The organism is Pseudomonas sp. GW821-FHT09C09 (genome assembly GCF_059418105.1).
Map to the genome: position 1 here is coordinate 65,642 of NZ_JBWKPF010000008.1, position 23,140 is coordinate 88,781.

Annotated in this window: 16 protein-coding genes and 1 tRNA gene; 11 read left to right on the forward strand and 6 right to left on the reverse strand. The window is 61.8% G+C overall.

Features of this window, described 5'->3' with window-relative positions; all coding sequences use genetic code 11:
- The first annotated feature begins 24 nt into the window (after window positions 1-24).
- A tRNA-Thr gene (locus AC07NR_RS23275) sits at window positions 25-100 on the forward strand.
- Window positions 101-107: 7 nt separating this feature from the next.
- On the opposite strand, the gene AC07NR_RS23280 is transcribed toward AC07NR_RS23275, so the two are convergent.
- Complete coding sequence (locus AC07NR_RS23280) at window positions 108-611, reverse strand: hypothetical protein (RefSeq protein WP_248738349.1); 504 nt, start codon at window positions 609-611, stop codon at window positions 108-110.
- A 276-nt stretch (window positions 612-887) separates the two neighbouring features.
- Here AC07NR_RS23280 and AC07NR_RS23285 point away from each other — a divergent pair, with 276 nt between their 5' ends.
- Window positions 888-1,187, forward strand: coding sequence for a DUF6388 family protein (locus AC07NR_RS23285; protein ID WP_085729552.1), 300 nt, complete (start codon window positions 888-890; stop codon window positions 1,185-1,187).
- Between the two features lie 51 nt (window positions 1,188-1,238).
- On the opposite strand, the gene nadC is transcribed toward AC07NR_RS23285, so the two are convergent.
- Window positions 1,239-2,087 carry a carboxylating nicotinate-nucleotide diphosphorylase gene (gene nadC, locus AC07NR_RS23290; RefSeq protein ID WP_085711842.1) on the reverse strand — a complete coding sequence of 283 codons (849 nt, stop codon included), beginning with the start codon at window positions 2,085-2,087 and terminating at the stop codon, window positions 1,239-1,241.
- A gap of 255 nt (window positions 2,088-2,342) precedes the next feature.
- Between nadC and AC07NR_RS23295 the strand changes: the two genes are divergently transcribed.
- The 5 genes from AC07NR_RS23295 to AC07NR_RS23315 all read left to right on the forward strand — a co-directional run bounded on the left by AC07NR_RS23295 (window position 2,343) and on the right by AC07NR_RS23315 (window position 8,748).
- Window positions 2,343-4,532, forward strand: coding sequence for a DUF1631 domain-containing protein (locus AC07NR_RS23295; protein WP_495079571.1), 2,190 nt, complete (start codon window positions 2,343-2,345; stop codon window positions 4,530-4,532).
- 63 nt (window positions 4,533-4,595) lie between these two features.
- Window positions 4,596-5,156, forward strand: coding sequence for a 1,6-anhydro-N-acetylmuramyl-L-alanine amidase AmpD (ampD, locus tag AC07NR_RS23300; RefSeq protein ID WP_085711840.1), 561 nt, complete (start codon window positions 4,596-4,598; stop codon window positions 5,154-5,156).
- Window positions 5,153-5,989, forward strand: a complete 837-nt coding sequence (gene ampE, locus AC07NR_RS23305; protein WP_495079572.1) for a regulatory signaling modulator protein AmpE — start codon at window positions 5,153-5,155, stop codon at window positions 5,987-5,989. Before ampD ends, ampE begins: the two co-directional genes overlap by 4 nt.
- Window positions 5,990-7,500: 1,511 nt before the next feature.
- Window positions 7,501-8,205 (forward strand): methyl-accepting chemotaxis protein, encoded by a 705-nt coding sequence (locus AC07NR_RS23310; protein ID WP_423205729.1) that lies wholly within the window; start codon window positions 7,501-7,503, stop codon window positions 8,203-8,205.
- 153 nt (window positions 8,206-8,358) lie between these two features.
- A complete protein-coding gene (locus AC07NR_RS23315) occupies window positions 8,359-8,748 on the forward strand; it encodes a hypothetical protein (RefSeq protein WP_495079573.1) in 390 nt (129 codons plus the stop codon).
- Here the strand turns inward: AC07NR_RS23315 and AC07NR_RS23320 are convergent, their stop codons facing one another.
- Both AC07NR_RS23320 and cra read right to left on the reverse strand, forming a co-directional pair.
- Complete coding sequence (locus AC07NR_RS23320; protein ID WP_495079574.1) at window positions 8,749-9,525, reverse strand: TatD family hydrolase; 777 nt, start codon at window positions 9,523-9,525, stop codon at window positions 8,749-8,751.
- A gap of 3 nt (window positions 9,526-9,528) precedes the next feature.
- On the reverse strand, window positions 9,529-10,524 hold the full coding sequence (gene cra, locus AC07NR_RS23325; protein WP_248738344.1) for a catabolite repressor/activator: 996 nt from the start codon (window positions 10,522-10,524) through the stop codon (window positions 9,529-9,531).
- Window positions 10,525-10,830: 306 nt separating this feature from the next.
- Between cra and ptsP the strand changes: the two genes are divergently transcribed.
- Genes ptsP through AC07NR_RS23345 form a run of 4 tightly spaced genes read left to right on the forward strand, consistent with a single transcriptional unit; the run spans window position 10,831 to window position 17,979 of the window.
- Window positions 10,831-13,692 carry a phosphoenolpyruvate--protein phosphotransferase gene (gene ptsP / locus AC07NR_RS23330; RefSeq protein WP_495079575.1) on the forward strand — a complete coding sequence of 954 codons (2,862 nt, stop codon included), beginning with the start codon at window positions 10,831-10,833 and terminating at the stop codon, window positions 13,690-13,692.
- A complete protein-coding gene (pfkB, locus tag AC07NR_RS23335) occupies window positions 13,692-14,633 on the forward strand; it encodes a 1-phosphofructokinase (protein ID WP_248738342.1) in 942 nt (313 codons plus the stop codon). The genes ptsP and pfkB overlap by 1 nt, the downstream gene beginning before the upstream one ends.
- A gap of 11 nt (window positions 14,634-14,644) precedes the next feature.
- On the forward strand, window positions 14,645-16,378 hold the full coding sequence (locus AC07NR_RS23340; protein WP_248738341.1) for a PTS fructose-like transporter subunit IIB: 1,734 nt from the start codon (window positions 14,645-14,647) through the stop codon (window positions 16,376-16,378).
- A 59-nt stretch (window positions 16,379-16,437) separates the two neighbouring features.
- Complete coding sequence (locus tag AC07NR_RS23345; protein ID WP_248738340.1) at window positions 16,438-17,979, forward strand: alkaline phosphatase D family protein; 1,542 nt, start codon at window positions 16,438-16,440, stop codon at window positions 17,977-17,979.
- A 55-nt stretch (window positions 17,980-18,034) separates the two neighbouring features.
- Here the strand turns inward: AC07NR_RS23345 and AC07NR_RS23350 are convergent, their stop codons facing one another.
- Window positions 18,035-20,563, reverse strand: coding sequence for a PepSY domain-containing protein (locus AC07NR_RS23350; protein ID WP_248738339.1), 2,529 nt, complete (start codon window positions 20,561-20,563; stop codon window positions 18,035-18,037).
- Between the two features lie 132 nt (window positions 20,564-20,695).
- Window positions 20,696-23,014 (reverse strand): TonB-dependent receptor, encoded by a 2,319-nt coding sequence (locus AC07NR_RS23355; protein ID WP_305836604.1) that lies wholly within the window; start codon window positions 23,012-23,014, stop codon window positions 20,696-20,698.
- Between the last annotated feature and the right edge of the window lie 126 nt (window positions 23,015-23,140).

Below are 23,140 nucleotides of genomic sequence, written 5' to 3' on the forward strand. Positions count from 1 at the left end.
TACCGGTGCTAGGTTTAGCCCACCGCCCGTGTAGCTCAGCCGGTAGAGCAGCGCACTCGTAACGCGAAGGTCGCAGGTTCGATTCCTGTCTCGGGCACCACTTCCCCTTATTTCACCTTGCGGCTCAACTCCTCGACGGTGCGTTTGAGCTGATCCATCGCGCGATCCTGATCGTTGAGCTTCTGCTTCAGGCTGGAAATTTCGCTGTTGTTCGAACTGGAACTTGAGCCGCTGTTGCGCTTGAGGTCGTCGACCTGACGGCTCAGCGTATCGATCTGACGATCCTGTTCCTTGACCTTGTTCTTCAGGTCATCAATCTCTCTGCCGCTGGAGCTTGAGCTCGAACCGCTGCTGCGCTTCAGTTCTTCGATCTGACGCGACTGGTCGTTGACGGTGTCGCGCATCTTTTTCAGGTCTTCGACACCGATACCGCTCTTGATCACCACGTCTTTGCCGAAATCGTTGTGAATGGCGGAGATCTGGTCGCCATAGGAAGGGCTGCTGCTACTCAGTTCAACGGCCATTGCGCTGGCCGGCAGGGCCAGTGTGCCCAGCAGGGCGGTCAAAGCGGTGGCGGACACAACAGAAGAAATCTTCGAAAAACTGCGCATCACTGGGTTTCCTTGTGAACAGCGAAGGGGCGTGCCGATATGGCACATCGCTATGACTTGGAAATCCGGTTTATGTTCCGCAGGTCAACTTTTTGTGGGAGAGATGTAAAGACCCGTGTAATTCGCTCGCCAAACGTCCTATATTCGCTGTCTGCATGAGCATCGCCCAGCAGTTTTCAGATGATCCCGAATGGTTCCGAAGGCCGGACAATCCGCGTCAGAGAGATCCTTGATGATCCAGATCCATCTTCCATTCTTACGATCAGCGAGAACGCCATGACTGAATTGACCCAAGAGCAACGCCACGAACAAGCGCTGGAGAAGTACAAACTTGATGCGCCGGAGTTGATGGACGAGATCAAGGACCTGAGTCCCGATGAGCAGAAGGACCAGATCCAGTGGGCGTTCGAAGATGAAGCCGAAGCCCAGGGTTTGCAGCCGTGGGAATTGACGCTCAAGTACACCAGCAGCCCTGAAGAGTTCGAGGCCAAACGCCTGGAACTGCACAAGGAGGCGGCCGAAGTGCTGGGTGTCGATTGGGAAGAGTACTGCGAGATGAATAATCTGGTGGTCTGAAACAAAAACGCCAGCCTCGAAAGGGTTGGCGTTTTTTATTGCGCGCTCGATTCAGAGACTGAGGCGCATCGACAGGTCCACGGCCTTCACATCCTTGGTCATCGCACCGATCGAGATGTAATCCACCCCTGTCTGGGCAATCGGCAGCAACGTGCTTTCGTTGATGCCGCCGCTGGCTTCCAGCTTCGCTTTGCCGCCGTTCAGGCGCACGGCTTCGCGCATGTCGTCGAGACTCAGTTCGTCGAGCATGATGATGTCGGCGCCGGCCGCCAGCGCTTCCTTCAGTTCATCCAGGCTTTCCACTTCGATTTCCACCGGTTTGCCCGGCGCGATCTTGTGTGCGGCGGCAATGGCCTGCGGGATTCCGCCGCTGGCGGCAATGTGGTTTTCCTTGATCAGGAACGCGTCGTACAGACCGATGCGATGGTTATGGCAACCACCGCAGGTGACCGCGTATTTCTGCGCCAGGCGCAGACCCGGCAGAGTCTTGCGGGTGTCGAGCAGTTTCACGTCGGTTTCGGCCACGAAGTCGGCCAGGTACTGCGCACGGGTGGCTACGCCGGACAGCAACTGCAGGAAGTTCAGGGCACTGCGTTCACCGGTCAGAAGGGAACGGGCCGGGCCTTCCAGGTGAAACAACGGCTGGTTCGGCGAAACCCGTTCGCCATCGCGCACTTGCCAGTGCACCGCCACCCGAGGGTCGAGCTGACGGAATACCGTATCGACCCAGGCTGTGCCGCAGATGACAGCCGCGTCGCGGGTAATGATGGTGGCTTTGGCCAGGCGTTCGGCCGGGATCAGTTGCGCGGTGATGTCGCCGCTGCCGATGTCTTCGAGCAACGCACGGCGCACGTTGGCTTCGATTTCGGCGGTCAAATCGGCGAGACGTAGATTCGGCATAACGGGCTCCACAAACTAAGTGACCCGATTATAGGGGCATGGCGTCGGCCAACCCAAGGCGAGAACGGCTACGTAGCGCTGCATCCGGTCGATTTTCTTTGAGCAAACCCGATTCCGTCGTGGTCACTGGAAGGTGACGGCTTATAGGGGAAACCCTGACGGCTCTGGCGCCGGAGACAACTTTTGCAAGATAATCCGCCTTGCATTTGACGCCATGACTTTGACGTCGGCAAATCACCGTTTCAGGAGGCTTGGATGCACAACGACGGGAATGTAGTGCCTTTGCACAAGGTTGCTACCGATCAGGCGACTCACTCGCCGCTCGCCCGCCTGCCTGTGATTCTGCTTCAGGTTCGCGACAAGGCTGCACAGCGCTTGCGCAATGGCCTGCAGGAACTGTTCGATAACGCCGACGACACGCTATTCGAAATGGCCGACCGGGCCCGCAACGACGTCGAACAGAACATCTTTTTCGAAGCCATGCGCGACTTGCGCCTCAAGCGCAAGAACATCGAGCGCGGCTTTCTCGAACAATTCTTTGAGGCCTTTGTCGGCCTCACTCAATATGATCCCGTACCAAATGTCGTGCCTCACGCGCTGCAGTATGAGGACACCACGGCGCGCACCGACGACATGGAGCGCAGCGTTGCGATCGAAACCATGGTCGGCCGTGTGCTGAATCGCGACGGTTTCGCCCTTGATCAATTGACCGCGCGATTCAGCGCACTGCTCGGCAAATCCCTGGACGATCAACACAACCCGCTGGGCCCGGCGATGCTGTGTGAGTTTTTCCTCCAGGCCGGGCGCAATCTGGGCGTGGAGATCAAGGTCAAGCTGATCCTGCTCAAACTGTTCGAGCGCTATGTGCTGGCCGACACCGACCAACTTTTCGCGGAGGCCAACCAACTGTTGGTCGCCACCGGGGTGTTGCCCGAGCTCAAGCCTGCACCGGCCCGCCGGGCCAGGGATCACGCCTCGGCCAGCGCGCACAGCGAGTTCGACGAACACGATCAATCGCCGGCGGACGCGGGCGTGCAGGAAGTTTTCGCCGCACTCCAGGAGTTGCTGCTGCACGTGCGCGGCAGTGTCGCGCCGACCCTTGAACCGAGTGCGGCACCCCAGCCGATTTCCACCCGCGACCTGCTGCGTCTACTCTCGCACTTGCAGCAATACGTGCCGGCGCTGGCGGGGCAGGAAGACTTCGATCTGCGCAATCAGCTTGAACAATTGCTGACCCGGGTCAGCGTAAAAAGCGGCAAATCGCGGATCGTCGGTGGTGCGGACGAGGACGTGATCAACCTGGTCGCGATGGTGTTTGACTGCATTCTCGACGACCGCAACCTGCCGGATTCGCTCAAGGCGCTGATCGCCCGGTTGCAGATCCCGATGTTGAAAGTCGCGGTGATCGACAAGAGTTTTTTCAGTCGCAGCAGCCATCCGGCACGACGCCTGCTCAATGAAATCGCCGAAGCGGCCATGGGCTGGGGTGAATGCGACGGCGACGCGCGCGACAGCCTCTATCTGCGCATCGAGCAAGTGGTGCAGCGCTTGTTGACGGATTTCGTCGATGACCCGGCGATTTTCTCCGAGTTGTTGGCGGATTTCCTCACCTTCACCAGCGACCAGCGCCGCCGCAGCGAACTGCTTGAGCAGCGTCTGCGTGATGCTGAAGAGGGCCGGGCGAAAACCGAACTGGCCCGCCTGCGTGTCGAGCAGGCGTTGAACCAGGCAATGCTCGGCAAAGTCCTGCCACCGACGGTGGTGACTTTCGCCCAGGCGGCCTGGAGCAAAGTCTTGCTGCTGACGTGCCTCAAGCACGGCGATCAGTCCGCCGAATGGCAGGCCGACGTGCAGACCATGGAGCAGTTGATCTGGAGCGTGCAGCGTCACGAGGATGCCGAGTCGGGCCTGCGTTTGCTGTCGCTGGTGCCGGGACTGCTCAAGTCATTGCGTGACGGTTTGAGCAGCTCGGCGTTCGATCCGTTTGCCACCAGCGAGTTTTTCAGCGCGCTGGAAGCATTGCACGTTCGTTTGCTCCAGCCTTCAACCGAGCCGGATCAGGCCAAGTCGCCGCCGATGATCCAGGTGTCTCAGGCCATCGTTTTGCAGACCGCCGACGAAGGTCATCCGATGTTGGGGCCGGAGCGTTTGCCGGCCGATGACGCCAGCCTGCGTCAGGTCGATCAGTTGCGCCTGGGCAGTTGGGTGGCGTTCGAAGAGGATGAGGAACATACGTTGCGCTGCAAACTGGCGGCGATCATCGAGGCGACCGGCAAGTACGTGTTTGTCGACCGTACCGGAACGAAAGTGCAGGAGCGTAACCGCATCGCCCTGGCCATGGAGTTCCGTCGCGGGACGGTGCGGGCGCTGGATGACACGTTGTTGTTCGACCGCGCGCTGGAGTCGGTGCTCGGCAATCTGCGACGGCTCAATCGCGGCAAGTGATCGCGCGCCGGGGGCCGATCACGGCATACTGGGCGCAACACAGTCGGCGTTGAAGGAATCGGTATGCAGTTGGATCCCGCAAGCGGGTGGTGTCACGGGGTGCAGGTCTGCCCCTCGCCCAACTTCAATGAACGCCCGGCGGGCGAAGTCTCCCTGTTGGTCATCCACAACATCAGCCTGCCGCCGGCGCAGTTCGCCACCGGCAAGGTGCAGGAATTTTTCCAGAATCGTCTGGATGTCACGGAGCATCCCTATTTTGCAGGGATCGCCGACCTGCGCGTCTCTGCGCATTTCCTGATCGAACGTGACGGCAAGGTCACCCAGTTTGTCTCCTGCCTTGAGCGTGCCTGGCATGCCGGCGTGTCGGTGTTCGAAGGGCGGGAAACCTGTAACGATTTTTCCGTGGGCATCGAACTCGAAGGCACCGATGATCTGCCGTTCACCGAGGCGCAGTATCAGGCGTTGATCGTGCTGACCCGGCATTTGCAAAAAGCGTTTCCAGCGATCACTGTCGAACGTATCTGCGGACACAGCGACATCGCACCCGGACGCAAGACCGACCCTGGACCCGCATTCGACTGGGCACGCTACCGCGCCGCCCTGGCACAAGAGGAAGGACAATGAGTTTTCTGGTGTTACTGCTGGCGGTATGGATCGAGAAGTTCTCGGCCCTGCGCCATCGGGTTCAACGCGATGGCGGATGGATCCGCGAACTGCACAAGCTTGAAAGCGGCAACCTGGCCAAACGGCCGTGGCTGGTGCTGGTCATTCTGGTGCTGCTGCCGGTGGCATTGTTGGGGTTGTTGCTGCTGGTGCTGGAGCCGGTTGCCTATGGCCTGCTGGCCCTGCCGGTGCATTTGCTGGTGGTGATTTACAGCCTGGGGCGCGGTGATCTGCTCGGCGGTCTCGGCCCGTTCCGTGATGCCTGGCGTCGGGAAGACTTGCAGGCCGCCGCCCACGTGGCCAAGCGCGATCTGGATATCTGTGCCGAAAGCGGCGAGCAATTGCTGGAACAAGTGCAGCGCCATCTGTTGTGGCAGGCCTACCAGAGCTTTTTTGCGGTGATTTTCTGGTACTTCCTGCTTGGTCCGGTTGCCGCGCTGAGCTATCGCCTGCTGGCGCTGGCGGAGGAAAACGCGCAAAACCCGGCACTGGCCGAGCGGGCAGAGCAGCTGCGGCACGCGTTCGACTGGGTACCGGTGCGCCTGCTGGCGGCGAGTCTGGCTCTGGTCGGCAACTTCGTCGCGGTCAGCCGGATCATGCTGCATGAACTGTTGAACTGGAACATCAGCGCCGAGCAATTGATCAACAGGGTTGGCCTGGCCGCCGGAGAAATTCCGCCCGCCGTCGTTGGCCCGGAAGGCATCAACACCCTCGATTGCCTGTGGGAGCTGCTGCTGCGTGCAGCGGTGTTGTGGTACGCCGGGTTTGCCCTGTGGACCGTCCTGATCCACTGATGCCTGCCTGAAGATCAAAATGTCGCCCGAACGCAGCCCGCGTTCGGGCGATTCTCTGCCATTAACCTTAAGTTACAAAACCTCCCTTCGATTTGAGCTATACAGAGATAGCGCCCGATAGTGGCTATCTGCTGTCGCTCCGCGCCTGCCAATAAAAACAAGAAAAAAACCAAGGGAGACTTCCAGTGAAGAGCTTGCTCTATCCCGCCGTCTCGCTGATGAACCGCCTGAGCTTCGGCATGAAGTTCAGCCTGATCAGCGTGCTGTTCCTGGTACCGATGCTGGTGACCAACTTCTATCTGGTGCGCGATTCCTATCGCGAATTCCAGGGCACCCGGGTGGAGTTGCAAAGCCTCGACCTGCTGGGCAGCAGCCTGACCCTGCGTCGGGATCTGGAAACCCTCAACAACCTGGTGCAGATCAACGTCACCCTCGGCCAGTCGGGCAAGGCCGGCAATGTCGAGTCGCAAATCACCAGCCTCGAGCAAAACGTTCTGGCGCGCCTGCAAGGGCTGACGGCCATGACCGAGGACCCGGAACAGATCAAGGTCTTCGATGCCAAGCGCGATGAAATGATTGCCGCGTTCAAGGCCCAGCAAGCGGAGAACTCCCTGCAAAGCAAAAGCGCGCTGATCGGCAAACTGCTCGGCAGTGCACAGATTTTCAGCCAGATCGTCGCCAGCCAGGCCGGCCTGAGCCGAGACAACCAGAGCGACATCCGCCAACTCAGCGAACTGGTCACCGCGATCACGCCAGCCATCACCCAGACCCTTGGCGAAGGCCGGGCCATGGGCTCTTTTTCGTTGGGGCAGGGATTTCTCAACAGTTCCTCCAGCACCCGCTTCGATGAACTGTTGGCGCAGATCGAAAAGCTTCAGGGCGAGTACGGGCTGAAACTGCAGGACGCGCTGGGCTCGAGCAAGGCCGCGCGGGATTCGCTGAGTGCGGCGGCCGACGCCAGCAAGGCCTCGCTGAAGCAGGCCAGCGAAATATTCGAAGAGCAAGTGGTGGTTGCCGAGACCCTCGATGCGCCGTGGCAGGCTTTTTACGACCAGGTCACCGGGCTGATGGACCGCACGTATCAGCTTAACGAAGCCACCCTGAAATTCCTCGACACCCAATTACAACAACGCCTGACGCAGAACCGCACGCACATGATCTTGCAGGCCGTGGCGCTGTCGGTGGTGTTTGTGCTGATTTTCTATCTCTATGGCGGCTTCTACGCCTCGACTCGCAACACGCTCAAACGTCTTGGCGCGATCATGGACAAAGTCGCGGCCGGGGACATGACGGTCAACTTCGTGGCCCATAGCCGCGATGAACTGGGTGAACTGGGCGAGGTGTTCAATGGCACGGTGCGCAAGATCCACGACCTGATCGAGCGGGTCGGCCATACGGTCGGCGAGGTCGAGCGTCAGGCCGGGCAAGTGGAAGATGTCTCGGCGCAAAGCAACCAGGCCGTGGCCGGTCAGCGCACCCAGATCGAGCAGGTGGCCACGGCCATGAACCAGATGTCGGCGACCTCGCAGGAAGTCGCGCGCAGTGCGGCGGCTGCGGTGAGCAGCGCCCACAGCGTCAACGACGAAACCATCAGCGGACGTGGCCTGGTGGAGTCGCAGCAGGGCAGCATCGCGGCACTGGCCAGCGAGATCGATCAGTCGGTGCGGGTGATCAATCAGTTGGCCAGCGACAGCCAGTCGATCAGCAGCGTGCTGGAGGTGATCAAGAGCATTGCCGAGCAGACCAATCTGCTGGCCCTCAACGCGGCGATCGAGGCGGCGCGGGCCGGTGAGCAGGGCCGGGGCTTTGCGGTGGTGGCGGATGAAGTGCGGACGCTGGCCAAACGCACCCAGCAATCGACCGAAGAAATCGAGCAGATGATCGCCAAACTGCACGGCGGGGTCGGTGCAGCGGTGAAAGCCATGGGCGTCAGTCATTCGATGGCCAGCGGCACCGTCGGACAGTCGGAAAAGGTCCAGCAGGCGCTGGAAAACATCCTCGGTGCGGTAGGCATGATCGTTGATCAGAACCAGCAGATCGCCGCTGCCGTGGAGCAGCAGACCGCGGTCGCCCATGACATCGACCAGAACATCGTCGAGATCAACCGCGCCGGCGAGCGCACGGCTGAAGGTGCCCATCAGACCGAAAATGCCAGTCGGGCCCTGTCGGCGCAGGTGGTTGAGTTGAAGCAGTTGATCAGCGCCTTCCGGGTATAAGCAGCCTGCCTCTCCGGAGGCAGGTATGTCGGAATAATTTGTAGTACTTCTTTGCTTACGTTTGTAAGCAATTTCCTGATTTCCTCCGGGCTCTGATTTTTCGTCTTCAATGGATCAAGATCACATCAACTGACCGTTTGGAGGAGGCCACACATGTCTGTTGCAACCCTGGGAGTCCAGGGCCGCTGTGCCCATTGCCAGACCACGCTGCTGCTCAAACCCTGGCAACTGAATGCCATCGCGATCAATGAACCGTTCACCTGCGCTCACTGCCAGAAAGCCCTGGAGCTGCGCTGCCCGAAACAGATCAGACGTTTCAAATCCCTGGATTCGCTGGGCCTGTTGCGCTTCAGTGCATCAGTGACGGTGTGTACCGCGTTGCTGGTGGCGCTGGTGATGGAATGGGTGGGACTGCTCAGTGTGACTGAACAGTTGAATGCTTCACTGATCGTGATTTTCGTGTACTTCGCGCTGGCACGTTTTGTTCGCCACCGTCAGCACATGACTTTGATTCTCGATGCGGCGAAAGCCCACGGCGACTGACTACCAGCCGAACACTTCACAGCAGTTGGCGGTGCTGGCCTCGGCAAGTTGTTCTGCACTGATACTCATCAATCCCGCCAGCACGTTGCAGATCGCCGGCAGATGCGCCGGTGTGTTGCGCACGCCGGGGTACATGGCGGGCGCCATGTCCGGTGAGTCGGTTTCCAGCACCACCGAGCCCAGCGGTAAATCCGCCAGTACCCGATGCATACGCAACGCCTGGGGCCAGGTCGGCGCGCCGCCGAGACCCAGTTTGAAACCGAGTTTGATGTATTCCCGCGCCTCTTCACAGCTGCCGGCGAAGGCGTGGATGATCCCGGCGCGCTTGAGCTTGAAGCGCTTGAGCGTGGCAATCACCGCCGCGTGGCTGCGCCGCACATGAATCAACGCCGGTAACTCGAAATCCGCTGCCAGTTGCAGTTGCGCGTCGAACAGCGCCTGCTGGCGTTCGCGGTCGAGGGTTTCGATGAAGTAATCCAGTCCGATTTCGCCGACAGCGCACAGCTGTCGATGACTGCGCAGCCGTGTCAGCCAGTCGCCCAACGCAAGCAAATCTTCCGGCCGATGCTGATCCAGATACACCGGATGCAAGCCGAAAGCCGCGTACAGATCGGGATCGCCTTGCACCAGATCCCATACCCGCTGCCAGTTGCCTTCATACACCCCCAGCACCACCATCCGTCGGACCCCGAGGGCGCGGCTTTCGGCCAGCAGCGCCGCTCGGTCGGCGTCGAAGTCGGGAAAGTCCAGATGGGTGTGGCTGTCGATCAGCTCCACGGTTCAGTCCCGGTGAATACGCTGCTTGAAGGTACGGGCGATGGCCTGTACGCCAGGTTGGTAATCCGATTGCTCGACCGCTGCCAGCGCCAGTGCCAGCGCCTTGTCGGCGATCAGCTGATGCTGTTGGGCCATGGCGTTGACCGGCAGCGGCAGGAAGTCCAGCAACTGGGTGTCGCCAAACGTGCCGAGACGCAACGGGCGGTTTTTCAGCGGGAAGTCATGCAGTGCATCGAACACGCCCTGCAGCAGTACGTAGGACGTGGTCACCAGCGCATCCGGCAAATGCCCGAGGCGTTGCAGGAGTTCTTCCATCAATTGCTTGCCGCACTCGCGGCTGAAGGACTCGGCGTGCTCGATCAGCACTTCGCCCTTGAAGCCGGCGAGGGCCTGTTTGAAACCGGCGGCACGTTCCTGGCTGATGCTCAGTTCCGGGCGGGCGCCCAGCAGCACGATCTGTTTCGGCTGCGGGTCGAGCAGGCTTTCGGTCAGGTGCAGGCTGGCTTCGCGGTCATCGCTGACCACCGAGCAGAAGTGTTCCGGATCCATCACCCGGTCGATGGCGATGACCGGCAAGCCCTTGGCCTGCAATTGGCGATAGCTGTCGTCACCGGCCGGCAGGCAACTGGCGACGATCAACGCATCGCAGCGTCGGGCGCGGAACAGTTGCAGCAATTGCCGTTCGCTGTCCGGCGCATCGTCGGAGCTGGCGATCAGCAACTGATAGCCCCGCGCCCGGGCACCTTGTTCCAGCAGCTTGGCGATCCGCGCGTAGCTGGGGTTTTCCAGATCCGGCAGGATGAAACCCAGGGTCCGGGTGTGCCGACTGCGCAGCCCGGCCGCCTGTGGATTGGGAGTAAAGCCGTGCTGATCGACCACCGCCCGCACCCGCTCGACGGTCGCGGTGCTGATGCGTTGCTGTTCGGCCTTGCCGTTGATGACGTAGCTGGCGGTGGTCACGGACACTCCGGCCAACCGCGCGATATCACTGAGTTTCAACCCGGGATTTCCTTGTTTTTTCGAGCTTGCCGCCACATTTTCGCCAATCCTACCCGATTCAGGCAGGCGACCATTGTCGCAGCGCATCCGACAAGTTGGACTTCAAGGATGAGACATTATCGAGTAACGTGCCGATCAATCTAGATTAAACGTTTCAGCAAGCGTATTTTCTACGTTTTAGATGCCTTTGGCCGGTTCTGCCGTGAAACCGCCAAAACTGCCTCCTGAAAGGGAAGCCTACAAGCGCCTAAGCTGCAACCATTCAAAACAATACCTGGCGCACCAACGCGTCAAAAAGGAGATCGCATGCTCGAGCTCACTGTAGAGCAGATATCCATGGGCCAATCGGCTGTGGATAAACCCGCCGCCCTGCAATTGCTGGCCAATCATCTGGTCGCTGATGGTCTGGTCGCCGACGGTTACCTGGCCGGTTTGCAGGCGCGGGAAGCCCAGGGCTCGACCTTTCTCGGTCAGGGGATTGCGATCCCCCATGGCACGCCCGAAACCCGCGATCAGGTGTTCGCCACTGGCGTGCGGTTGATGCAGTTTCCCGACGGTGTGGACTGGGGCGACGGGCAGATCGTCTACCTGGCCATCGGCATCGCGGCCAAATCCGACGAACACCTGCGCCTGCTGCAATTGCTGACCCGCGCCCTCGGCGAGACCGATCTGGGCCAGGCCCTGCGCCGCGCCAGTTCGCCCGAAGCGCTGCTGAAACTGCTGCAAGGCGCGCCGCAGGAACTGGCACTGGATGCGCAGATGATCGGCCTCGGGGTGTCCGCCGACGATTTCGAAGAACTGGTCTGGCGCGGTGCGCGTCTGCTGCGTCAGGCCGATTGCGTGAGCAACGGTTTTGCCGGCGTGCTGCAGCAAGTCGAAGCACTGCCGCTGGGCGATGGCCTGTGGTGGCTGCATAGCGAGCAGACCGTAAAGCGTCCGGGTCTTGCCTTCGTCACGCCGGACAAACCGATGCGTTACCTCGGCCAGCCCCTCAGCGGTCTGTTTTGCCTGGCCAGCCTCGGCGAAGCGCATCAGGCGTTGCTCGAGCGCTTGTGTGCATTGCTGATCGAAGGTCGCGGCCATGAACTGGGCCGTGCCACCAGCAGCCGCAAAGTCCTCGAAGTGCTCGGCGGCGAATTGCCGGCCGACTGGCCGAGTGCGCGGATTGCGCTGGCCAACGCCCATGGTCTGCATGCGCGGCCGGCGAAGATCCTCGCGCAACTGGCGAAGAGTTTTGACGGTGAAATCCGTGTCCGCATCGTCGACGGTCAGGACAGCGCTGTATCGGTGAAGAGCCTGAGCAAACTGCTGAGCCTCGGCGCCCGTCGCGGCCAGGTGCTGGAAATCATCGCCGAGCCGAGCATCGCTGCCGATGCCTTGCCGGCCTTGCTGGCCGCCATCGAAGAAGGCCTCGGCGAAGAAGTCGAACCGCTGCCGGCAGTCAGTCAGCAACGCGAAGTCATTGCCGACATTGCCGAAGTCCTGAGCGCCCCGGCCTCCGGCAGCCTGCTGCAAGCGATTCCCGCCGCCCCCGGTATTGCCATCGGCCCGGCACACATTCAGGTCCAGCAAACCATCGATTACCCGTTGCGTGGCGAGTCCGCCGCCATCGAACGCGAGCGTCTGAAAAACTCGCTGGCCGACGTGCGTCAGGACATTCAGGGCCTGATCGAACGCAGCAAGGCCAAGGCGATCCGCGAGATTTTCATCACCCATCAGGAAATGCTCGACGACCCGGAACTCACCGATGAGCTCGACACCCGCCTCAAGCAAGGCGAAAGCGCCGAAGCGGCATGGATGGCGGTGATCGAGGCCGCCGCGAAACAACAGGAATCGTTGCAGGATGCCTTGCTCGCCGAACGTGCTGCCGACCTGCGTGATATCGGGCGTCGGGTGCTGGCGCAACTGTGCGGCGTGCAGACGCCTGCCGAGCCTGAGCAACCGTACATTCTGGTGATGGATGAGGTCGGTCCGTCCGACGTGGCGCGGCTCGATCCGGCGCGGGTGGCGGGGATTCTCACCGCCCGTGGTGGCGCCACCGCTCACAGCGCCATCGTGGCCCGCGCTCTGGGGATTCCGGCGCTGGTCGGTGCGGGCGCTGCAGTGTTGCTGCTGAATCCGGGCACGCCGTTGCTGCTCGACGGCCAGCGCGGTCGCCTGCATGTCGATGCGGATGCCGCGACCCTGCAACGCGCCGCCGAAGAACGCAACACACGCGAACAACGCCTGAAAGCCGCCGCCGAACAACGTCATCAACCGGCACACACCACCGACGGCCACGCCGTGGAAGTGTTCGCCAACATCGGCGAAAGCGCGGGTGTGATCAGTGCGATGGAGCAGGGTGCCGAAGGCATCGGTCTGCTGCGCACCGAACTGATTTTCATGGCCCACCCGCAGGCGCCCGACGAGGCGACTCAGGAAGCCGAATACCGCCGCGTACTCGATGGCCTCGCCGGTCGGCCGCTGGTGGTGCGCACCCTCGACGTCGGCGGCGACAAACCGCTGCCGTATTGGCCGATTGCCAAGGAAGAAAACCCGTTCCTCGGTGTGCGCGGGATTCGCCTGACCCTGCAGCGTCCGCAGATCATGGAAGCGCAGTTGCGCGCCTTGCTGCGGTCGGCGGACAACCGTCCGCTGCGGATCATGTTCCCGATGGTCGGCAGCGTCGACGAGTGGCGTCAGGCCCGGAACATGACCGAGCGCCTGCGTCTGGAAATCCCGGTCGCCGACCTGCAACTGGGGATCATGATCGAAGTGCCGTCCGCTGCCTTGCTGGCGCCGGTGCTGGCCAAAGAGGTCGACTTCTTCAGCGTCGGCACCAACGACCTGACCCAATACACCCTGGCCATCGACCGTGGTCATCCGACCCTGTCCGCCCAGGCGGACGGCCTGCACCCGGCGGTGCTGCAACTGATCGACATCACCGTGCGCGCGGCTCATGCCCACGGCAAATGGGTCGGCGTCTGCGGTGAGCTGGCGGCGGATCCGCTGGCGGTGCCGGTGCTGGTCGGTCTCGGCGTGGATGAATTGAGTGTCTCCGGGCGCAGCATCGCCGAAGTCAAGGCGCGCATCCGCGAACTCAGCCTGACCCAGACGCAAACCCTTGCTCAACAAGCCCTGGCCGTGGGCAGCGCCAACGAAGTGCGCGCATTAGTGGAGGCCCTGTAATGGCCAAGATTCTTACCCTGACCCTCAACCCGGCGCTGGACCTCACGGTGCAGTTGCGGCGTCTGGAACCCGGTCAGGTCAATCGCAGCGACGAGATGCACACCCACGCTGCCGGTAAAGGCGTGAACGTCGCGCAGGTGCTCGCCGATCTCGGTCATCAACTGACCGTCAGCGGATTTCTCGGCGAAGACAATCTGCAGGCGTTCGAAAACCTGTTCGCCAAACGCGGCTTCGTCGACGCCTTCATCCGCGTTCCGGGCGAGACCCGCAGCAATATCAAAGTGGCGGAACAGGAAGGACGAATCACCGACATCAACGGTCCGGGGCCGGTAGTGGGCGCAGTGGCGCAACAGGCGTTGCTGGATCGACTGGTGCAGATTGCGCCGGGGCATGACGCGGTGGTGGTGGCCGGCAGTCTGCCGCGCGGGGTCAGTGCGAAGTGGTTGCGCGAATTGATCGAGCGCCTGAAGGGGCTGGGCCTGAAAGTGGCGCTGGATACCAGCGGTGAAGCGCTGCGCACGGCACTCAAGGCTGGGCCGTGGCTGATCAAACCGAACACCGAAGAACTGGCCGACGCGCTGGGGTGTGAAGTGCTGTCCCACGTCGCAGAGGCAGAAGCGGCCAGTCGCTTGCACGCTCAAGGCATCGAGCATGTGGTGATCTCCCACGGCGCCGACGGTGTGAACTGGTTCAGCGTCGGCTCGGCGTTGCATGCCACGCCGCCGAAGGTCAGCGTCGCCAGCACGGTCGGTGCCGGCGATTCGTTGCTGGCCGGCATGCTCCACGGTCTGCTCAGCGCCGATACGCCGGAACAGACCCTGCGCACGGCCACGGCGATTGCGGCGCAGGCGGTGACCCAGATCGGTTTCGGTATTCACGATGCTGCGCAACTGACGCAGCTCGAACAGGGCGTGCGCGTGCGTCCCCTGACAGAACAATAAGAGGGTTTGTCATGAAGTTAGCCATCGTCACGGCCTGCCCGAACGGCATGGTCACCAGTGTGCTGTGTGCCCGGCTGTTGGATGCCGCGGCCCAGCGTCAGGGCTGGAGCACCAGCGTCGAAGTGGTGGATGCGGCGCATCCTGAACGCGCGTTGTCGGCGGCCACCATCGAGGCGGCGGAGTGGGTGTTGCTGGTGGCCACCGGCGACATCGACATGACGCGTTTCATCGGCAAGCGCGTATTCCGGATCGCGCCGGCGCAAGCGCTGCAGGATGTCGAAGCGGCGCTGCGTCGCGGTGCCGAAGAAGCCGAAATCCATGTCGCCGGCGAAGTCGCCCCGGCTGCGGTCGAGCAACGCGTGCCACGCATCGTCGCCGTCACTGCATGCCCGACCGGCGTGGCCCACACCTTCATGGCCGCCGAAGCGTTGCAGCAAACCGCCAAGCGTCTGGGCTATGAGTTTCAAGTGGAAACCCAGGGATCGGTGGGAGCGAAAAATCCCCTGAGCGCAACAGCGATTGCCGAGGCCGACGTGGTGCTGCTGGCAGCCGATATCGAAGTCGCCACCGAGCGATTCGCCGGCAAGAAAATCTACCGCTGCGGCACCGGGATCGCGTTGAAGCAATCCGAAGCCACGCTGAAAAAAGCCCTGGCCGAAGGCAAGCAGGAAAGCGCTGCAAGCGACGGCAAGGCCCCGGCCAAACAAGAGAAAACCGGCGTCTACAAACACCTGCTGACCGGTGTGTCGTTCATGCTGCCGATGGTGGTGGCGGGCGGTTTGATGATTGCGTTGTCGTTCGTGTTCGGCATCACCGCGTTCAAGGAAGAGGGCACGCTGGCGGCGGCGCTGATGCAGATCGGTGGCGAAACCGCGTTCAAATTGATGGTGCCGTTGCTGGCCGGTTACATCGCCTACTCGATTGCCGACCGTCCGGGCCTGGCGCCGGGGATGATCGGTGGTTTGCTGGCGAGTACGTTGGGCGCCGGGTTCATCGGCGGGATCGTCGCCGGTTTCATTGCCGGTTATGCGGCGAAGCTGATCAGTCGTTATGTGGCATTGCCGCAAAGTCTGGAAGCGCTGAAGCCGATTCTGATCATCCCGCTGTTCGCCAGCCTGATCACCGGGCTGGTGATGATTTACGTGGTCGGCAAACCGGTGGCCGGGATGCTCGCGGCGCTCACGCACTTCCTCGACAGCATGGGCACCACCAACGCGATCCTGCTGGGTGTGTTGCTGGGCGGCATGATGTGCGTCGACCTCGGCGGGCCGATCAACAAGGCTGCGTATGCGTTCTCGGTGGGGCTGCTGGCTTCGCAGAGTTACGCACCGATGGCCGCGACCATGGCCGCCGGCATGGTGCCGCCGATTGGTCTGGGCATCGCTACGTTCATCGCTCGACGCAAGTTCGCCCAGACCGAACGCGAGGCGGGCAAGGCGGCGCTGGTGCTGGGCTTGTGCTTCATTTCCGAAGGGGCGATTCCGTTTGCCGCGAAAGACCCGTTGCGGGTGATCCCGGCGAGCATTGCCGGCGGTGCGCTGACCGGTGCGCTGTCGATGTACTTCGGCTGCAAGCTGATGGCGCCCCACGGTGGCCTGTTTGTGCTGGCGATTCCGAATGCGATCAACCATGCGCTGCTGTACCTGCTGGCCATTGTCGCGGGCAGTCTGCTGACGGCGGTGGTGTATGCGCTGGTCAAGCGGCCGGAAGCGGTCGAGCTGGCGCTGGAGCCGGCCAACGCCTGAGGTGTCATACCCGCTTCATCTGGTGATGGTTAAGTTTTCCTTTTTTCAGGGAGAACAGCATGAGCGATTTCAACCTCGGTCGCCGGCGCGTGATGCAAGTGGTCGGCGCCGGTTTGCTGATGCCGGGGCTGGCGCCGGCCGTGATCGCCTCGGTCAAGGATCGACCGCAACTCACCGACGGCGTGCAGTCCGGCGACCTGCAGGGCGACCGGGCAATGATCTGGAGCCGCAGCGACCGCCCGGCGCGGATGGTGGTGGAGTGGGACACCCGCAGTCAGTTCCGCCATCCTCGGCGTGTCATCTCCGCGTTGGCCGACGCGCGCAGCGATTTCACCGCCCGCGTCGAGCTCACCGGATTGCCCGCCGATCAGGCGATTTTCTATCGCGTGTATTTCAAGGACGCCCAGACCGGCGTCGCCAGTGAACCGTGGCTCGGCCACCTGCGCAGCGCACCGACCGCACGGCGCAATATCCGATTCGTCTGGAGCGGCGACACGGTCGGTCAAGGCTTCGGCATCAACCCGGACATCGGCGGCATGCGCATCTACGAATCCATGCGTTTGCGTCTGCCGGACTTTTTTATCCACAGCGGCGACACCATCTACGCCGACGGCCCGGTGCCGGCGCAACTGACCACCGAGGGTGGCCGCGTGTGGCGCAACCTCACCACGGAAGCCAAGAGCAAGGTCGCCCAGACCCTCGACGATTATCGCGGCAACTATCGCTACAACCTGATGGATGAAAACATCCGCCGCTTCAACGCCGAAGTGCCGCAGATATGGCAATGGGACGACCATGAAGTGGTCAACAACTGGTCGCCGGGCAAGCAGCTCGACGAGCGCTATCAGGAAAAAGATATCCACACCCTGGTCGGGCGCGCGCGTCAGGCCTGGCTCGAATATTCGCCGATGCGCCGTCAGGCAGCGGACGGTGGCGGGCGGATTTATCGCAAGTTGAGCTATGGGCCGATGCTCGATGTGTTCGTGCTCGACATGCGCAGCTATCGCGGCGCCAACGACGACAATCTCGGGGCGGAAAAACCGTTCCTCGGGCGTGAGCAACTGAACTGGCTCAAGCGCGGATTGAAGGCCTCGAAAGCCCAGTGGAAAGTCATCGCGGCCGACATGCCGATCGGTCTTGGCGTGCCGGACGGTGAAGTCAGCCCCGGCGTGCCGCGTTGGGAGGCCGTGGCCAACGGAGACCCCGGCCCGGCTCAGGGCCGTGAGCTGGAAGTCGCGGAATTGCTCGGGTTTCTACGTAAACATCAGGTGCGCAATTTCGTGTTCCTGACAGCGGACGTGCATTACTGCGCGGCGCATCACTATCACCCGGAACGCGCGGCGTTCCAGGATTTCGAACCGTTCTGGGAGTTTGTCGCAGGACCGTTGAATGCCGGGAGCTTCGGACCCAATCCGCTGGACAAGACTTTTGGCCCGGAAGTGGTGTTCCAGAAAGCGCCGCCGACGCAAAACGCCTCGCCGTTTGCCGGATTCCAGTTTTTTGGCGAGGTGAATATCGAGGGGCAGAGCGGGGAGATGAGCGTGGTGTTGCGGGATCTGAACGGGGTGGCGGTATTCGAGCAGAAGTTACAGCCGACCTGAGTTCAGCGCAAACAAACTGTGGGAGCGAACTTGCTCCCACAGTTGTTATTTATGGTCAGTAAACGTCGCGGCGGTAGCGACCCTGTTCGATCAGGCGTTCGACTTCTTCGGCGCCGAGGATGTCATGCAGCGCCAGGTCGACGCCTGACGCCATGCCTTGCAGGCTGCCGCAGATGTAGATTACGGCACCGTCCGCCAGCCACTTCTTCAGTTCCCCAGCCGATTCGCGCAAGCGGTCCTGGACGTAGATCTTCTCGGCCTGATCCCGGGAGAACGCCAGGTCCAGACGCGCCAGATCACCATTGATCAACCACTCTTCGAGTTCTGCGCGGCAGAGGAAATCGTGTTCCCGATTGCGCTCGCCGAACAACAGCCATTGGCGCTGCTGCCCGTCGGCAATCCGCGCCTTGAGCAGACTGCGCAAACCGGCAAGGCCGGTGCCGTTACCCAACAGGATCATCGGCACAGGCTGGTTCGGCAGGTGGAACCCGCTGTTACGCCGAACCCGCAGGCTGATGCTGCCGCCCACCGGCGCGTGCTCGGTCAGCCAGCCGGAGCCGATGCCGAGGGTGCCGTCGCTGTGCTGTTCCTGACGCACGATCAGTTCCAGTACGCCGTCGGCGGCAATCGAGGCGATCGAGTATTCGCGCATCGCCAGCGGCACCATCGCATCCACCAGCGCCTGAGCGTGCAGGCCGACCAGATGGGCGCGGTGCTCGGGCAACTGGCGGGTGGCGAGGGCCACTTCCAGCGATTCTTCCAGGCCGTTGACCTTCACGCTGGTTTCGCCGCGAATGCCGAGGCCGTCGAGGAAGTGTTCGATGGCCCACGGGCAGTTGCGCGGCAGCACTTCCACCAGGTCGCCGGCCAGCCAGCTGCTGGTATCCGGTGCGGAAAGTCCCAGCAGAAACACTGGCGAGCCGCTGCTGTCAGGGTTCATCAACTCGCGGCGGACCAGCGTCCAGTTGCCGTAGCTCGGTGCCTGCCAGGTATCGACCGGCACCTGGCCGGTGATCAGACCGAGCTGGGTCTGCCAGTGCCGCAGCGCGTAAGGGTCGCCGCTATCGACTTCCACCGGGGCGAACAGGGTCTTGCCGCCGTGTTCGCCCAGCCATTGATGCAGGCGTCGGGCGAAGCCGCAGAAGTGCTGATACTGACGGTCGCCGAGACCGAGCACCGAGTAGTTGAGGTTGTCGAGAGCCGAGGCACGGTTCAGGACTTTGCGCTCGAAACCGCGAGCGCTGTCCGGCGCCTCGCCGTCGCCGAAGGTACTGACCACGAACAGCGCGTTGTTTGATTCCTGCAGATCCTGTTCGCTGACATTCGCCAACGGCTGCACTTTCACCGGCAAACCGGCGGCCTGCAACTGGCCTGCCGTCTGCCAAGCAAGTTGTTCGGCAAAACCGCTCTGGCTGGCGAAACCGATCAGCCACGCCGGGCCATCGCCGGCCGGTTGTTCGAGACCCTGACGGGCATCCTTGATCTGCTTTTTCTTGCGTCGGCGATCCAGGTACAACAGCCAGCCAGTGATGAAGAACAGCGGCATCAGCACCGCCGCGACCGTCACGATGATCCGCCCGACCAGACCGAAATAGCTTCCGACATGCAGCGCATAAATGCTGGTCAGCAATTGCGCCTTGAAGCTCTTGTCGGCGTAGCGGTCGACCCGTTTGACGACGCCGGTGGCCGGGTCGAGGGTGATCTGGTTCAGCGCACGCTCGTGGGGCGAGTTGTCGAGCAGGTAGAACACGGTCGCCGGTTGGCCGGCCACTGGCGGCATGCGGATGTTGTAGGAGGCGAGGCCTGGACCGGCGGCGCTGTAGATGCTGATCCACATGGCTGCGTAATCGGCAGTCGGCGCCGGACCTTCGGGAGCCGGGCCACGGCCGCCGCGCACGCGCTCGTTTTGCGGCGCGTCCGACAGCAGTTTCGTCAGGCCTTTGTTGTACCACTCGTAGGACCAGGACAGTCCGGTCAGCGCCAGCAGCAGGTAAACCAGCATGCACCAGGTGCCGAACACCGAATGCAGGTCCCAGTTGAAGCTGCGACCCTTTTTCTTCCAGTCCAGAGTCAGCCAGACGCGCCAGCTGTTCCATTGGCGCGGCCAGCGCAGATAGAGGCCAGACAGGCAGAAGAACAGCAGCATCAGGGTGCAGGCACCGGTGATGTTGCGGCCGGTATCGCCCATGGCGAGGAACCGGTGCAACTGCAACATCAGCCCGAAGAAGTCCTGACCGGTGGCCTCACCCTTGAACTCGGCGGTGTAGGGATCGAAGTAACGCATCTCGCCACGTCGCTCGCCTTTCGGCGGGGTGAACCAGACGCGCCCGGCGGTGCCGCTCTCGGTCTCGACCGAGAGCATCGAGACTTTCTTGCCCGAGGCGGCTTCGATCTGCGCCACCAGCTCAGCGGGCGGCAGGACGCCGGCGACCTGTTTCTCCACCTGCAAAACAGATGGGTTGAGGGCTTTCAGGATCTCGTCCTGAAACGAATAGGCAGCGCCGGTGATGCCCATCAGGGCCAGCACCAGCCCGGCAGTGATGCCAAAAAACCAGTGCAACTGGAACAGGGTTTTCTTCAACACGTCGCTAGCCTTGTCCGTTCGGAAATTGTGTTCACGGCGTGCATTATGCCGTGGCTTATCGAGAAACGTTCTTTATTACGCACAAAAGCCCCGTTCAAGTGAATGAACGGGGCCCGAGGCTTCCGGCTTCTATCAGAAGTGGAAGTTGGTGCTCAGCAATGCCGTACGGCCCGCCGCCTGGTTGGCGAAGTGAGTCGAGAAGGCTTTGTCGTAGTAGGTTTCGTTGGTCAGGTTCTGCACGTTCAGTTGCAGGTCGACGTTTTTGGTCAGCTTGTACGCGGCCATCGCGTCGTAGCGAACGTAGGAATCGACCATGGTGGTGTTGGCCACGCTGCCGAACACGTCATCCACGTAGAACGCACCGCCACCGATGGTCAGCTTCGGCGTGACCTGGTAAGTGGTCCACAGGCTGGCGCTGTTTTTCGGCGTGTTAGGCAGTTCGTTGCCGTCGGTGGCACGGTTCAGCGGGCCGCCATCAACCTGTTCGCTGTCCATGTAGGCGTAACCGGCGAACACTTGCCACTTGTCGGTGATCTTGCCGCTGGCGGACAACTCGATACCTTGTACACGAGTCTTGCCGGCGTTTTCGTACGAGGTGGTATCAACCTGGACACGAGCGTTTTCTTTCTCGGTGCGGAAGATGTCGGCGGTCAGCGACAGGCGATCGTTCAACAGATCCCACTTGGTGCCGATTTCGTAATTCTTGGTGGTTTCCGGCTCCATGTCGCTCTTGAGCAGGTTGCCGTTGCGATCGGTGGTGCCGCCCAGCGGGTTGCCGTCCATGCCTTCGCCGAGGGTGTTGCCTGGTGGCGTGGCGGAGGTGGCGTAGGACGCATAGATGCTGCCGTTCTCTGCCGGTTTGTAGACGATGCCGAACTGACCGGTGACGAACTCGCTGGTGTCAGCACCTTTGGCGGTGGTGGTGCCCGCGTTGGTGTAGGTGTGGTAGCCGGTTTCGAAGTGGTCGTAACGCAGGCCCATGTTCACCAGCCATTGCGAGGACAGTTCCAGAGTGTCGAACACATACAGCGCGTAGGTATCGGACTGGGTGTCGGTGCCGGCGTAGTTGCGCGAGATCGCGCCGTTCCACGGATCGTTCGGGTTCGGGTTCGACAGCGAGGTGCAGTTGTAGCCGCTCGACGCGCCGATCATCGACGGGGTGCAGTTGGTGGTCGCGGCGCTGGTGCGCGGCGTGGTGTCGGTGTTGACGTTGTACGAGGACTTGCGGCTTTCCTCACGGGTGTATTCGACACCGGTGGAGAAGCTGTTCTTGAAGCCCGCAACGTAGAAGTTGCCGAACAGGTCAGTCTGGTTGGTGGTGGTCTCGGTGTTGCTCACGCGAGTGTTCGCACGACGCCAGACGCTGCCGTTGTTGACGTTGCCCTTGCTGTCGTCCGGCTGGGTCAGGATGTAGTCCTGCATGCTGGTGCCGTGACGCAGGGTGTTCTTGATGGTCAGCGAGTCGCTCAGGTCATGCTCGATGGCGAAGGTCGCGGTGTCGGTGCGGCCCTTGCGGAAGTCGCGACCGTCCAGACCGTAGAAGTTGCTGTGATCGCCACCCGAGTACGGCTTGTCCGGGTTGGACTTGGTACGTGCCGCCGAGCCGGCCTTGGGAATGGTGTACGGGATGCCCGAATCCGGCGTGTCGTTGCTTTCGAGATGGTAGTAGTCGAGGTTGACGCGTGTGTCGGTGCCCAGGCCGAAGGCCAGGGACGGCGCGATGCCCCAACGGTCGTAGTCGACGCTGTCGCGACCGGCGACGTTGCTCTCGTGGCTCATCAGGTTCAGACGGCCGGCAGCGGTATCGCTGAACTGGTAGTTGCCGTCCAGGGTGTAGCGCTGGGTCTGGTCGGAACCCCAGGTGAAACCACCGTCGAACGAGTTGCCCAGGTGGGCTTTCTTGCTCACCAGGTTGATGCTGCCGCCAGCTGCGCCGCGACCGCCGATAGCGGAGTTCGGGCCCTTGCTGACTTCAATGTTTTCCACGGCGAAGATCTCGCGGCTCTGGGAACCGGTGTCGCGCACGCCGTCGAGGTAAGTGTCGCCCTGGGCATCGAAACCACGGATGAACGGACGGTCGCCCTGTGGGTTGCCACCTTCACCGGCACCGAAGGTGATGCCCGGTACGGTGCGCAGCGCATCCTGCATGTTCAGGGCGCCGGTGTCTTTCAGGACTTGTTGCGGAATCACGGTGACCGAGCGCGGCGTGTCGACCAGCGGCGCGGTGTACTTGGGCGAGGAGGCTTTCTCGACCTGGTAGGACGTCGAGTCCTGGGCTTCGCCGGTGATGGCGGTGGCGTCCAGGGCAATGGCATTGCCGGAGGCTTTGCTGTCGGTCTTTTCGGCCGCGAACACCATGTGGCCAGCGGAGCCGGCGGTCAGTGCAACGCCGATGGCAGAGGCGAGCAGACGTGGTGAGCTGACGGGTAATTGTGCGTGTTGACGTGACATTTTTATTCCCCTCCCCAAGGATTTGAGGCGGCGGAATATAGGGTAAACAGGTATTCGTATCAATTGCGAAACATTGTTATTCGCGACGAATTTACATTCTTTACAATTTAACCTTACGGTTTTTGC

Coding starts and splice junctions, on each gene's coding strand:
- AC07NR_RS23310 (WP_423205729.1), top strand. CDS start 7,501: ATGTCGGCGACCTCGCAGGAAGTCGCGCGCAGTGCGGCGGCTGCGGTG.
- AC07NR_RS23315 (WP_495079573.1), top strand. CDS start 8,359: ATGTCTGTTGCAACCCTGGGAGTCCAGGGCCGCTGTGCCCATTGCCAG.
- nadC (WP_085711842.1), bottom strand. CDS start 2,087: ATGCCGAATCTACGTCTCGCCGATTTGACCGCCGAAATCGAAGCCAAC.
- pfkB (WP_248738342.1), top strand. CDS start 13,692: ATGGCCAAGATTCTTACCCTGACCCTCAACCCGGCGCTGGACCTCACG.
- AC07NR_RS23355 (WP_305836604.1), bottom strand. CDS start 23,014: ATGTCACGTCAACACGCACAATTACCCGTCAGCTCACCACGTCTGCTC.
- AC07NR_RS23345 (WP_248738340.1), top strand. CDS start 16,438: ATGAGCGATTTCAACCTCGGTCGCCGGCGCGTGATGCAAGTGGTCGGC.
- ptsP (WP_495079575.1), top strand. CDS start 10,831: ATGCTCGAGCTCACTGTAGAGCAGATATCCATGGGCCAATCGGCTGTG.
- AC07NR_RS23340 (WP_248738341.1), top strand. CDS start 14,645: ATGAAGTTAGCCATCGTCACGGCCTGCCCGAACGGCATGGTCACCAGT.
- AC07NR_RS23295 (WP_495079571.1), top strand. CDS start 2,343: ATGCACAACGACGGGAATGTAGTGCCTTTGCACAAGGTTGCTACCGAT.
- AC07NR_RS23285 (WP_085729552.1), top strand. CDS start 888: ATGACTGAATTGACCCAAGAGCAACGCCACGAACAAGCGCTGGAGAAG.
- AC07NR_RS23280 (WP_248738349.1), bottom strand. CDS start 611: ATGCGCAGTTTTTCGAAGATTTCTTCTGTTGTGTCCGCCACCGCTTTG.
- ampD (WP_085711840.1), top strand. CDS start 4,596: ATGCAGTTGGATCCCGCAAGCGGGTGGTGTCACGGGGTGCAGGTCTGC.
- ampE (WP_495079572.1), top strand. CDS start 5,153: ATGAGTTTTCTGGTGTTACTGCTGGCGGTATGGATCGAGAAGTTCTCG.